Source organism: Tautonia sociabilis (assembly GCF_003977685.1).
Classification (GTDB): domain Bacteria; phylum Planctomycetota; class Planctomycetia; order Isosphaerales; family Isosphaeraceae; genus Tautonia; species Tautonia sociabilis.
Genome location: NZ_RYZH01000044.1, coordinates 1 through 12,980, shown reverse-complemented (window position 1 = coordinate 12,980; position 12,980 = coordinate 1). Strand labels below are relative to the sequence as shown.

Below are 12,980 nucleotides of genomic sequence, written 5' to 3'. Positions count from 1 at the left end.
GGCGAGCACGATCAGATCGATTAGTTCTTTCTAATCGAGCCCGAGACGGACTCGGCCCTCGACCGGCCTCCCGGATCCTCGACGAACCTGGCCGGAATCGCGACCCGGAACGTGCTCCCGACCCCGGGATCGCTCTCCACCCCGATCGTCCCCTCGTGCCGCTCGACCACCGCCCTCGCGATGCTCAGGCCCAGACCCGTCCCTCCGGTTCGGCGGCTCCGAGAAGGGTCGGCGCGGTAGAAACGGTCGAAGATCCGGGGCAGCGCGTCGCCGGCGATGCCGACACCAGTGTCCCGGACCTCGATTACCGCCCTCCCGCCCTCCCGGCGAGCGGTCACGGCCACCTCGCCGCCGGCCGGCGTGTACTTGACCGCGTTGTCCAGCAGGTTGTCGAACACCTGGCGGATCAGGTCCGGGTCGCCAGCCACCTCGGCCGGGCAGAGCGGCCCGACCCGAAGCGAGACCCCGGCCCGGCCCGCCGCGACGGCCGCCGCCTCGGCCGCCTCCCGCACCGCCTCGTCCAGCCGCACCGGGCGCCGGTCGAGCGCCCGGCCGGCGTCCTCTCGAGAGAGCAGCAGCAGCCGGTCGGCCAGCCGGGAGAGCCGGTCCGCCTCCTCGACCACGCTCCGCAGCGCCTCGCGGTACTCCTCGGGAGGACGAGGGGCCAGCAGGGCGACCTCGGCCTCGGTCCGGATCGCGGCCAGGGGGGTCCGCAGCTCGTGGGCGGCGTCGGCCGTGAAGCGCCGGGTCGCGGCGAAGGCCTGGTCGATGCGGTCGAGCATCGCGTTGAGCGTCTCGGCCAGAAGGTCCAGCTCATCCCCCGGGCCGGCCGGGGCCAACCGCTCCCCGAGGTTCTCGGCCGAGATCCGCCGGGCCGCCTCGGTCATCCGCTGCACCGGCGCCAGCGACCTCCCGGCCAGCCAGTACCCCCCGATCGTGGCCGCGGCCAGCCCGGCCGGCAAGATCGTCAGCAGAGCTCCCCGCAGCTCCTCCAGCTCCCTGAAGTACGACTCCAGCGGAGTCGCGATGAGCACGGTCCACCGGCCGGGAGCCGGCCCGACCCTCCCCGAGACGACCCGGCAGCGGCCGATCGGCCCGAGCGTCGCATCGAAGTGGGCCGACGGCCCTGCCCCCGCGCCGGTCGCCGGCACGGGCAGCGGCAGGCCCGCCAGCCGGGGGCTCTCGGCCAGGGCTCGACCGCCGGGGCCCAGGACCCGGAGCAAAAACGACTCGTGGAAGGCCGCCGGCGCCCCGGCCAGTTCGCCGGGAGGGTGGCCCGATTCGAGCCGCTCCCTCGCCTCCTCGAACTCGAAGTCGAGCGTCGCGTCAACCCGCTCCCGCAGCGAGCTTGCCAGCAGCAGATACGTCGCCGTCCCCAGGCCCACCACCGTGACCATCAGCACGGCGCCGTACCAGGCGGTCAGACGCACCCGGATGCTCGCCGACGGCATGGCTCAGGCCTCCAGCTCGTAGCCGACCCCCCGGACCGTCCGGATCGCCCCCCTCGCCCCCGCCCTGTCCAGCTTCTTGCGGAGGTAGTTGACGTAGACGTCGATCACATTCGTCAGCACCGCCCCCGGGTCGTGCCAGACCTCCCTCGCCAGCTGCTCCCGGGAAACGACCTGGCCGGCCCGGAGCATGAGGGACGCGAGCAGCTCGCACTCCCGGACGGTCAGCTCGACCCGGATCGGCCCGCGGCCGACCACCCGCCGGGCCCGATCGAGTTCCAGCCCCCCGGCCCTCAACAGCGCCGAGGCGTCGGCCGGGGACCGCCGCAGGCAGGCCCGGAGCCGGGCCCGCAACTCGTCCCAGGAGAAGGGCTTGGCCAGGTAGTCGTCGGCGCCGGCGTCGAGGCCCAGCACACGGTCCTCAACCGCCCCCCGGGCCGAGAGGATGAGGACCGGCGTCGGCACCCGAGCGGCCCGCAGCTCCCCCAGGACCCGCAGCCCGTCCCTCCCCGGCAGCATCAGGTCCAGCACCACACAGTCGAACGACCCGGCCGCCGCCCGCGCCAGGCCGTCGTCGCCGTCGGCGACCGCGACCACGTCGTACCCCTCCTCGGCCAGGCCGCGTTGCAGCGCCCTCCGCAGCTTGTCCTCATCCTCGACAATCAGGATCCGTGGCATGGCATGACATGGCGGCCGCGACACCCCGAGGGTCCTCGTCCCAGGCCGCCATCATACCCCGGCTCGGCTCCGCTCCCCACCGGCCTCCCGGGGCACCTCTCGCGGTGCGTCCCCGGCGGCGTCAGCCTCCTTCGGCAGAATGATCCTCCCCGCTGACTCGACCCGGCCGGTCGGATCCACCTCGCGCACCCGCAGCGTGATCCGCCAGAGCGTCCCCGAGCCGATCTGAGATCGCCTCCTCCAGCATCCGATCCGGCGGAGAGTCCAACCGCATGCTGTGAAACGCCGCTCGCGAGCCCCGCCCGCCGCAACACAGCCTCGACCATCGATCGGGAACCGGATCACCCCGAGTCAACCGCCCGACAGCCGTTCAAGCCGGCAGGAGAGATCAACCGAGGCGTGTCGATCCCGAAGCAAATCCCCCGACTGCCGTGCCTCCGAGATGACTCGACGGTGAGGATTGCTTGATCGAATCACGGTTATTACCAGCGATGGCTGACAGCGAGCGAGTATTCATCGTCCGATGAGGAACGAACGATGAACACGCTGATGCTGACGCTCACCGTGGCCACGGGCGGACAGACCCTCTCTCCGGCCCAGGAGATGGAGTCCCTCAGTGAGCGGAGGACCGCCGCCCGGTCCGCGCTTCCACAGCCAGGCCGATGCCGGCAACCAGGCCGCTCGCCGCGGTGAACCAGGCCCGCCATGTCCCTCCGTCTCGCGTTTCGAGATCGGCCGCGGGAACCCAGACCGGACGGATCGTTCCCGATCGCCCTGGCAGGTCGTTCTCCCCGATCGCAACCGGCGCGGTGACACCCGCTTGAGATCGGTCGGTTCCAGAAGCCGGTTGCCCGGACGCTCGAGGTCGGTTCGAGGAGAAACCCTCGAATCGAGTCGGCCCATCCCCCGATGATCTCCAGCAGGGGCCTCGCCCCCCTCGTCGCCGCGCGCGCCGACCGTCGGGCCCCCGAGGGGACCCGGAAGGCTCCAGGGTCGTTTGACTCCGAAGGCGCGGGGGCGAGGCAGAGCGAGGCCAGATCGGCCGACCCGCCGGCGCGGAACGAACCCAACATGATTGACACAAGTGCAAATCAGGAAAGAACAAGCTCAAAAACACGCCGGCGCACCGCCAGCGCACCGGGAGCCGTCCCGGCGCGGGCCGAGCGCGTCTCGGGGAGAGATCGGCCTTCTCGTCGCGGCGGCGACGGAGCGAACCCATGGTCCGCGGGGGCGCCGGCGCGGAACGAACCCAACGCGATCGACACAAGTGACGATCGGAAAACGAAATCCGCCCGATTGTCCCAGCGCACCGCTCGCGTATCCAGCCGCGCACTGGAGCGCACCGGGAGCGTCCTGGCGGGCGATCGCTCAGATCGGGGAGCGGGCCGGGACGGGGGAGGCGTCGGGGGAATCGGGGGACCATCGGGAGGCGGATTGCTCGTCGAAGTCCCGGGTGGTGCGGCCCTTGCCCCGGAGCAGGCAGCGGCGCTGGTAGGCGCGGAGGAAGCGGCGGAACTCGGGGTCGTCGTAGCGGGGGGCGCCCCGGAGCATCGCGCCGAAGTAGCCGGAGAGCATGGCCAGCCCACCGACGACCAGCGGCGGCCGGGTCATCCGGAACAGGGCGCTGGCGATCATGTAGGAGGGGGCGGTCCCCATGAAGTACTGGCCGAAGCCGTGCCGGGAGCGGCCGGTCCACCAGCCCTTGTGGCTGGTGCCCATGGGGCGGAGGTGCTCGAACCGCAACTCGGGGTCGTCCCAGCTCACGGCCACCCAGCCGAGCATCCGGCAGCGGTGGCCGTCGATGCCGTCCCACATGACCTCTCGGACGAAGCCACCGATCTGCTCGAAGCAGCGCCGGCGGTAGAGCTTGGTCATGCCCACCGAGTTCTCGTCGCCGCACTTCTCGCTGACGAGCCGGTCTCCCAGGCGGAAGTACGGCTTGCCGCTGCAGGTGCCGATTCGGGGGTTGGCCTCCATGCGGTCGATGAGGAGCTCGAAGTAGCGGGGGGGCAGGTCGAGGTCGAGGTCGAGCTTGCAAATGTAGTCGAACTCGGTCGGCTCGATCGTCTCGAGGCCGGTATAGAAGGCGTCGATCACCCCGGGGCCGACCTTGCGGACGCCCCGGTCCGGGCGGCGGACGACCCGGATGCGGTCGTCCCGCCGGGCGTACTCGTCGAGAATCGCCGGCGTCTGGTCGGTCGAGCCATCGTCAACGATCACCCAGCGATCCGGCGGCCGGGTCTGGCCAAGGACGCTCTCGAGCGTCCGTCGGGCGTAGGCGGCCTCGTCCCGGCAGGGGGTGATGACGCAGAGGGTCGGTCGGCTTCGGTTCATCATTGGTCGACAACGGCGGGGGGGGAGGGAGAACAGCCGACCGACTCCGCCGGCTCCTTCGGCAGGGGACGAGAGGGATGGGGATCGACCAGGGCCGGGCGCCCCTTGGCCCGAACCAGTTCCCTTGGAACACCCCGGCCCCGGACCGCGAAGCCCAGCTCCGAGAGCCGTCGAATCAGAGCGCTCCGGGAACGCCCGGGCACGGCGTGCGTCTCCATCACCAACTGGGCCATCATCTCGGCCGTGTCCGCATCAAGCGTATCGACGATCTCGTGCTCGGCCCCTTCACAGTCCACCTTCAGGAGATCAATCCGCTCCAGCCCCAACTCGGCGATGACGTCAGCCAGCGTGCGGACGGTGACGGTGGTCACCATCATCTCGCCGGCGTTCCGAGTGTCGACGCCATCGAGCAGCGAGCTGAAATTGGCCTGGCGATGCGTGTAGAACTCGAACGATCCGGTCCGGCCGCCAATGGCCAGGGGGTAACAGTGCACGTTCGCAAGTCCGTTGAGCTCCACGTTCCGGCACAGCCGCTCGAAGGCCATCGGATCGGGCTCGAAGGCGTGCACCACCCCCCCGGGGCCGACCAATCGGCCGGCGACGATGGCGAAGGAGCCGATATTCGCCCCGACGTCGAGCACCGTCGCGCCGGGAGCCAGCGCGATGCCGTGGCGCAGGCAGTCGCGATTGATTACGTTATCATAAAAGAAGAAATATTCTCCTCGCCTCGGGCGCAGCTCCATGGTGATCCCGGAGGGATCGACTGCCCGGTACGGGCGGTCCTGGAGCCGGAAGAGATCCCGGATCAGGGGGGCGGGGGTCTGGCTCCGAGCGACGAAGGTGATCGCCTGCTTGAGCTTGAGAACCGGCTGGCGCGGCAGCTTCATGGCGGTGGATGGCTCCGAGATGGCTCAGGCCGGCGGCGAGGCGGGCAGAACGGAGGCGCGGTCCTCCGCCGGGTCGGGCTCGGGACGGCGGCCGCGGCGCAGGTCAGCCAGGACCATCCGCAGCAGAAACCGGGCGTTCCGGGCATAGCGGGGTCCGAGGCGGCGGGGGTCGGTGCCAATCCGCCAGGCCCACTCCATGCCGATCCGCTGCACCCAGACCGGGGCCCGGCGGACTCGGCCCGCGGCGAAGTCGATCGCCGCCCCGACGTTCACCGCCACCGGAACGCCCAGCTGCTCGATGTGCTCGGCGATCCAGTGCTCACCCCGGGGCATGGTCGAGGCGACGAAGAGCAGGTCGGGGGCCGCCTCCCGGATCCGATCGAGCTGATCACGCCGCTCTTGCTCAGAGAGCGGCCGGAAGGGGGGGCATTCGGTGCCGGCGACGACCAGACCGGGTGCATGCCGCCGCAACCGCCGGGCGGCCTCGTCGGCCACCCCCGGCCCTCCTCCCAGAAAGAAGACCCGGTATCCTCGCGAGGCGGCCAGGCAGCAGAGGTCGTAGATCAGGTCCGAGCCGGCCACTCGCTCCGGCAGGGGACGGCGGCGCCAGCGCGAGGCCCAGACCAGCGGAGCGCCGTCGGCCAGCACCAGGGCGGCCTGCTCGGCGACCAACCGCAGCCTCGGGTCGCCAGCGGCGAGCATGGCGAAGTGCAGGTTGGCGGTCACGAAATAGGAGGGCCGGCGGTCTTCGATCAGCGCTCCGATCGCGGCCACAGCTTCGGATCGGGTCAGGGGGGCCAGCGGCAGGCCCCAGACTCGGATCGGGCGGAGGGACATGTAAGGGCGGCCTCGCGGTCGGATCGACTCGCCTCAGCGCCGAGGCGGGCTCGGACGGATGCCGGCGGTGGTCATCAGGGTCGGCGAGACGGGCTCGGCGGCCTCGTCCTCGGTGACCAGCCAGGACAGCCAGGCCAGCTCCAGCAGGACGATCACCAGCGCCAGGGGCATCATCAGCCAGCCGGCGACGTCGTGGGCCAGTTCCTGGCCCCGCTTCGAGCCGAGCAGGTGGTAGGCGTACGCCGTGCCGGCGATCCGCAGGATGTTGCACAGCAGCGCCACCGGCACGACGCTCAGCAGCAGCGCCACCCGCTTCCAGTTGGCCATCGGCACGAGGATCACGAAGGCCGAGATCGTGGCCGCCAGGCTCATGAGCATGGCCAGGCCGTTGCAGGCGGCGGCCACCTCGAGCTTCTCGCCGCCGATGACCAGCACGTTCCCCTCGTCCATCACCCAGAAGCCCAGCAGCCGCATCAGGCCGGCGCTGGCGATGCTGGCGACCCGCTGCAGCGGCAACGAGACCTGGCTGTTGATCGTCGGGGGGACCGAGAACATGAAGACGAGGAAGGCCACCGCCGGCCAGGTCCGCCACAGCAGCCGCCAGCCGCCGTAGGCCAGCACCAGGGCGCCAACCGTGGGCACCAGGGTGAAGCCCTCCAGCCAGTAGTGGCCTCCCCGCAGCAGGGCAAAGCGGACGGCCACGAGGCCGGCGAGCAGAGCCCAGCCCCAGGGGCAGGGGCGGAGCCGATCGGCCTCGGCCCCCCGGGGCCAGAGCCACCAGAACATGAAGCCGACGATTGGGATCACCAGGTAGCCGTGCGAGTAGTTCGGGTCCCGCGACCAAAGGGCGGCCAGCTCCAGCAGCTCGGTCTTGTACGCCCAGGCCAGGACCGCCAGCACGGCGGCGACCGCGACCAGCCGGGCCGCCAGGGCGGCGACGGGAGTCGCGGGCTCGGGGCCGGGGGTCGAGGCTCGGCTCATCGTCGGTGCGCTCCGCGGTCGTCGGGTCGAAGAGGACGGGCCTCGGCGGCCGGCCGGGCCGGTTTAGGAACGGCGTTGCGCGGCGAGGGTGCGCCCGGCGGCTCAGGAGCCCGACACGCCGCCGCCCGGGTCAGAGATGCGGTCGGACCGGTAGGTGTAGGTCGCGTAGCCGGTGCCGAAGCGGCGATCCGAGGTGCGGGCGCCGTTGACGACCACGCCGAGCACCGGGATGCCGGCGCCGGTCAGCAGACCGTTGGCCCGCTCGACGGCCGGGAAGCGGCTCTGGTCGTGCCGGGTGGCGATGACCGCGCCGTCGGCCAGGCGGCCGAGGATCAGCGCGTCGGGGACCGGCAGAACCGGCGAGGTGTCGATGATGACCACGTCGAAGCTGCGGCGGAGCCGCTCGAGCATCGGGGCGAAGGCCTTGCCGCGGAGGATCCGGTTGGGGTAGGCCTCCGGGGAGCCGGCCGGCAGCAGCTGGCAGCCGCCGACCTGGCTGATCGGCACCAGGGCGTCTTCCAGCTGGGCGTCCCCTCGGAGCACGTCGGAGAGGCCCGGGCAGTCGGGCACCTCGAAGAGGCGGCCGAGGGTGGCGCGGCGGAGGTCGGCGTCGATGAGCACGGTGGAGGCCCCGGCCTCGGCGCACCGGACGGCCAGCTGGGCGGCCAGTGTGGTCTTGCCCTCGCCGCCGACGGCGCTGGTGATCAGCACGCATCGGCCTCGGCCGTCCTGCCCCCCCTCGCCGCAGAGGGCCACCCGCAGGTGGTCGAGCTGCTGGACGAATTGCTCGAACTTCGGGTCGTACCCCGGCCCCTCCAGGCGGGCCCGCTCGGCGTCCCGGGTCGTCGGCAGGGGGGGCACGGCGAAGACCTCGGCCGCCAGCCGGCCGGAAAGCTCCTCGGTCCCGCCCACCCGGCCGGAGCGCAGCTCGACCAGCGTCACCAGCCCGAGCACCAGCCCGAGCATCGCCAGCGGCGTCAGCGCCAGGAACTTGTCCCGCTTGTTGGACAGCATCAGGCCGGGCGTGGCCGGGTCGATCACGGTGATCGTGTCGGCCGGGCGGGACTCGAAGCGGAGCACCTCCAACCGCCGCTGGACCTGCTGCTCCATGGCCTGGTACTGCTTCAGCTTGGTCATCGCGAAGGAGATTTCCAACTGCTCGACGCTCTCGGAGCGGTCGGCCAGCTCAATGAGGTCGAGCTTCTGCTGCAGCAGTTGCCGCTCCCGCTCCAGGCGGAGCAGCCGCTGCTCGGCCCGGAGCACGATCTGGACCGGATGGGTCTCCTCCGCGGCGAGCTGGGCGCGGAGTGTGGGCTCCAGATCGGACCAGAGCTGCTCGTATTGCTCCATCAGAATCTGACGCTGGGACATCAGTCGGGACAGCGCCGGGTCGCCGGGATTCCTGATCCGGGTCCGGGCCTCGGCGATCCGGGCCTCGACGTCCCGGATCGCGCCACGGAGCGCGTTGACTCGCTCGTCGGACAGGAAGACTTGCTCGATGCGGCGGTCGACCCAGACCCGGGGGTCGGTGGCCGCGGCCTGGCGGCGCACCGCCTCCAGGTCGGCCCGGGCTTCGATCTCCTCGTACTCCAACTCCAGCAGCGCCTGGCTGAGCCGCTCGTACTCATCCACATCCACCTGGAACGCGGCGCGCTGGCCCTCCTCACCGCTCGCCGCCGGAGCGACGCCCCCGTCCATCGCCGCCAAGTTGCCGAGCATCCGCCTCGGATCCTCCGCCTCCTTGAACAGCTCGATGAGCTTCTTCTGCTGGGCCTCGACCTTGTCTCCCAGCTCCTTCTCGTACTCCACGAGCATCCGGATCGCGTTGTTGGTCCGGGCCTCGGACCATTCCTTGTTGGCGTCCAGGTAGGACCGGACGACCGCGTTGACCACGTCGGCCGCCTCGTGCGCCCGCTCCGCCTCGGCCGCGACCTCGATGAGGCTCGTGTTGGGCCGGGCGGCAACCTTGATCATCTCCCTCAGGTATTGCTCGGCGTCGGGGGCCTCGCGCACGCCGCTCTGGGAGGCGACCTTGGGATCCAGCTTCGCCACGGACAGGACCCGAGGGCTGGTGATCAGCTGAATCTGCGTCTGGAGGTATTCGATCGACCGGGGGTCCTCGAGGGAGCCGTACGGGTTGGCCTGGTTCCGCTCAATCTGCAGCAGGCTGAAGGAGCGGTAGGTCGGCTGGAACTTCAGGTAGACCAGCGCCGCCAGCGCCGCCGAGCCGACGACCCACAGCGCGAGGGCCTGCCACCAGTGCCGGGCCAGCCCGCGCAACACCAGTCGCGGATTGATCGGCAGCCCGCCACCGTCCGAGGCCGGCCGGGAGGCCGGCGGCAGCGGGGCGCGCAGCGCCGGCGGCAGGTCGGACAGGCGGGCGAGCTCGTATTGCGGCCGAGTCGTCTCGGATGTGTCCATCGCGGTGTGCTACCTGGGGCGAGTCGTTCGGTCGATGGGGCCGATGCGGTTCCGGCGCGGCTGCAACGGGCAAGGGCCCCCCGGCCCGTCACCACTCTATCCCTCCGCTCCGGAGACGGTCAAATTCAAATTGCGTGACCCTTCTTGTGCCGTCGGCGACCGCCGGAACCGCCCGCCTCCGGCACGTGGCGAGGCTGTCCCGCGGCCCTTCCCGAGGCCCATCGATCCAAGGCCCGATCGGCAATCGGCCTCCCCCGCCGAGGGCTCCCGCCCGAGGGCCTCGAACCCTCCCGCCAGCACTCCCGACCGGACGAACCGGCCGGACCTGGGGCTCCCCGGGCCCGCCATGACCAGTCGCCTTGTTTGGCCCAAAATCCAGAAAAAATTGCAAAAACGGCCCATCAATGCCATGACTCCCCAAAACCAACGGCGTAGAATTGATGAGGAAGGCACCTTGACCGTTTCCGGGACGCACCATTTCATGTTGCCGGGAATCAACGCGGGGTGAACCGAGAGCTAGGGTCACAGCGGGACGAACCGCTCGGGTCGAACACGAGGAGTCGAACCGATGACCGCAGCAGAGGCGACGATCGGTGAGGATCGTCGCGGCAACGACCCGCTGCGACGGGTGGCCCTGGGGGTTTTAACCCTCTACCTGGCCCCCGCGCTGCTGATCGTGCTGGCGATCGGGGCTGTGGGAATGGCCGTCTGCGCGCTGCTGCGGTGGCTCGGGGGCGGGTCGGAGTCGGGCGGCCCTGGGGCGAGTCGGGAGCGGAGGGACGGGGCGGCGTCGGCCGTCACCGCCCCGCACTTCGGGGTCGCGACCCGGAGTCGGTCGACGCCCCGCTGACCATCGCGGCGGGGCGGGGTGAGCAGCCCTCTTTCCGGGGATGACTGCGGACCCGGCCGGGCGTCAGGCCTCGGCCCGGCTCGTTGCGGCGGCGTCCAGGCGGCGCTGGATCTCGGGAACCAGCCCCCGGAGGAAATCCTCGATCGGGCCGTCGGCGTCGCCGGCCTTCTCGCCCGGGATGATCGGCCGCTCGACCTGGATCTTGATCATCGCCGGGCGGTGCCGAAACAGCCGTTCGGTGGCCTCGGCCGTGGGCGACCAGGTCCCGTCGTGCCAGAACGAATAGTAGACCTCTTGCAGGTTCTCGAGGCCGCCGGTTGCCTTGCCGAAGGTCAGGACGTGGAACGGGAACCGGAGCGGATCGGCCGAGGAGGAGCCGGGATCGGCCGCCGACGCGTCGTCGCTGATGATGACGCGCCGCCAGGGGCCTCCCCGGTGCTGGTAGCCGTTGGCGGGGAAGCAGACCTGCGGGGTGTGCGGGTAGACCAGCGAGGCCGGGCCAAAGGCGACCAGCACCCGGACGGCGACGCCGGTGCGGTCATCTTCGTAGGCGCGGTACATGTAGTCCGAGCAGCCGGCGATCTGCTGGGTCTCGGGCGGTAGCTCCAGCTCCTCACCGACCATCTCCCAGTGGCCGCCCACTGTCCGGGGCAGGTCCCGCATCGGGAAGGGGGGAGTTTCGGCGGCTCGGGAGGCGTCGGCGAACTGGAGTTCCTGGTTGACCCGGACGGCTCCCGAGGCGGCGACCAGGGCGCAGCCCAGGATCATCCAGAGCCAGGGGGACGGGCCAAGGCGGCGTCCCGGAGCGGAGGTGGACGCCGGCGAGGGGGAGAGGTGATCAGACACGGGAAACCTCCGACGGATGGCGGGTGTCCGGCGGGGAGGGGCCGGGGCGACGACCTCGGGGGGGAGGGGCGAATCGGGAGGGGAGGGGGGGGGAAGCGGGGGCGATCGGCTCAGCAGGCGCCCCGGGCCGAGAGGACCGCCGGGATCGTCTGCAGCAGGATCTTCAGGTCCAGGGCAAGCGACCAGTTGGTGATATACTCGATGTCCTGCCGGACCATTCCCTCGGTGCCGTCGCTCCGGCCGCCGACCTGCCAGGCCCCGGTGATGCCGGGCATGACGCTCAGCCGACGGGCGAAGGCGTCGGGGTCGAGCGCCTCCAGGCGGTAGGAGTCGCGGAGCTGCAGCGGCCGGGGACCGACGAGGCTCATATCACCGCGGAGCACGTTGATCAGCTGCGGCAGCTCGTCCAGGCTGCTGCGGCGCAGGAACGCCCCCAGGGGGGTGACCCTCGGATCGCGCCGGATCTTGAAGAGCACGCCGCCGGCGGCCTCGTTGCGCGCCTCCAGCTCGGCCAGCCGATGCTCGGCATCGGCGATCATCGTGCGGAACTTCAGCACGTAGAAGGGCCGGCCGCCTCGGCCTAGCCGGAGCTGCCGGAACAGGATCGGACCGGGGGAGCTGAGACGCACCACCAGGGCGACCGCCAGCATCAGAGGGGCCAGCAGCACCAACCCGAGCCCGGCACCGACCACGTCCATGACCCGCTTGAAGACCGACGCGACCGTCACCGGCGCCACGGCCAGCGTCGGGCCCGGCAGCTCTCGGCCCGAGGCCTTGCCCCCCACGATCCGGGCAATCTGCTCGGATATGAGCATGGACTGGGTCGTGGTGCTCATCGAGTGGTGTCTCCGGTGCTGCGGTGTCCAGAAGGAGAGGTCTCAGGTGGGCTTCGACCGACTGCAGGGCCGGGGACGCCGCGCCAGGCGGGCTCGCCTCGGACGGCGATCAGAATCCAGGCAGGGTCGATTTCGCTGCGAGGTCGCGTGGTTTGCCCGGATGCACATTCGTGGGATTTAAATCGAACTACCGATCGTTCCGGGAGTTTGTGACGGCAGCATAGCAGCGGCCCTTGGCATCGTCAATCAGCGGAACGATCCGTCATCCTCGTGTCGCGGCCGAGCAACACGCCGCCGTGTTGCCGAGAATCAACATCGCCCCAACGCCGACGCGAGGGGGCAATTCGGGGCATCGACCTCCTGCATCGAGCGTGCCATCCCCCCTCCGACCGGCCTTAGGAGACGGCCGAACCGACCTGATTCCCTGGCCGATCCCGGGTTGAGCCACCGGCTGGCGGCGGTGTTGCCGGCCGCCTCGGCCGGCTCCCGCTGCCCTCCTGGGATGCGTCCTTGCCTGGGAATCGGGCTCCGGTCCCTCTTCCGGAGGCCTCGCCTCTCCGTCGGCTCCTCCCGCGGATGGCCCATGCCCCTCGTCGTCGTCTCGAGGACAATGGGCTCGCCTCCGGTTGGCTCCGGGCCCCAGATTCCTGAACTCGCGACCCCGCCCGCTCGGGCCGACCAATCCACCGAACCCGAAACGGTGAATGGCCTAACGGCCAATCGCCGAGCAACTGTGGGTGTGACCGACGAATGATGTGGTTCGCGGCCCCTCCGGACTCGCTTACGCCGCCACCGGGTATCCCTCCCGGCTGAGCCTGCCCCAGAACTGCTCCCAGCGACCCGTCGTGTACGTCAACGCTCT

Annotated in this window: 10 protein-coding genes; 1 reads left to right on the top strand and 9 read right to left on the bottom strand. The window is 70.9% G+C overall.

The genetic code is table 11. The features are described 5' to 3' along the window. Positions 1–20 precede the first annotated feature (20 nt). The 7 genes from TsocGM_RS19460 to TsocGM_RS19430 form a co-directional block, all read right to left on the bottom strand. A complete protein-coding gene (locus TsocGM_RS19460; RefSeq protein WP_126727133.1) occupies positions 21–1,451 on the bottom strand; it encodes a sensor histidine kinase in 1,431 nt (476 codons plus the stop codon). 3 nt (positions 1,452–1,454) lie between these two features. Next, the gene (locus TsocGM_RS19455) at positions 1,455–2,126 is read right to left on the bottom strand and encodes a response regulator transcription factor (RefSeq protein WP_126727132.1); all 672 of its coding nucleotides are present in this window, start codon (positions 2,124–2,126) and stop codon (positions 1,455–1,457) included. 1,368 nt (positions 2,127–3,494) lie between these two features. Beyond that, positions 3,495–4,460 (bottom strand): glycosyltransferase, encoded by a 966-nt coding sequence (locus TsocGM_RS19450; protein ID WP_126727131.1) that lies wholly within the window; start codon positions 4,458–4,460, stop codon positions 3,495–3,497. Beyond that, positions 4,460–5,347: an FkbM family methyltransferase gene (locus TsocGM_RS19445; RefSeq protein ID WP_126727130.1), complete on the bottom strand. Its 888-nt coding sequence runs from the start codon at positions 5,345–5,347 to the stop codon at positions 4,460–4,462. Before TsocGM_RS19445 ends, TsocGM_RS19450 begins: the two co-directional genes overlap by 1 nt. 24 nt (positions 5,348–5,371) lie before the next feature. Continuing rightward, the gene (locus tag TsocGM_RS19440) at positions 5,372–6,184 is read right to left on the bottom strand and encodes a WecB/TagA/CpsF family glycosyltransferase (protein WP_126727129.1); all 813 of its coding nucleotides are present in this window, start codon (positions 6,182–6,184) and stop codon (positions 5,372–5,374) included. Positions 6,185–6,217: 33 nt separating this feature from the next. Then, positions 6,218–7,165 carry an exosortase/archaeosortase family protein gene (locus TsocGM_RS19435; protein WP_126727128.1) on the bottom strand — a complete coding sequence of 316 codons (948 nt, stop codon included), beginning with the start codon at positions 7,163–7,165 and terminating at the stop codon, positions 6,218–6,220. 102 nt (positions 7,166–7,267) lie between these two features. Then, positions 7,268–9,586: an exopolysaccharide transport family protein gene (locus TsocGM_RS19430; RefSeq protein WP_126727127.1), complete on the bottom strand. Its 2,319-nt coding sequence runs from the start codon at positions 9,584–9,586 to the stop codon at positions 7,268–7,270. Between the two features lie 568 nt (positions 9,587–10,154). Between TsocGM_RS19430 and TsocGM_RS19425 the strand changes: the two genes are divergently transcribed. After that, positions 10,155–10,436 (top strand): hypothetical protein, encoded by a 282-nt coding sequence (locus TsocGM_RS19425; RefSeq protein ID WP_126727126.1) that lies wholly within the window; start codon positions 10,155–10,157, stop codon positions 10,434–10,436. 63 nt (positions 10,437–10,499) lie between these two features. On the opposite strand, the gene TsocGM_RS19420 is transcribed toward TsocGM_RS19425, so the two are convergent. Then, complete coding sequence (locus TsocGM_RS19420; protein WP_126727125.1) at positions 10,500–11,282, bottom strand: exosortase-associated EpsI family protein; 783 nt, start codon at positions 11,280–11,282, stop codon at positions 10,500–10,502. Between the two features lie 110 nt (positions 11,283–11,392). Further along, complete coding sequence (locus TsocGM_RS19415; RefSeq protein WP_199756841.1) at positions 11,393–12,118, bottom strand: sugar transferase; 726 nt, start codon at positions 12,116–12,118, stop codon at positions 11,393–11,395. Positions 12,119–12,980: the final 862 nt, after the last annotated feature.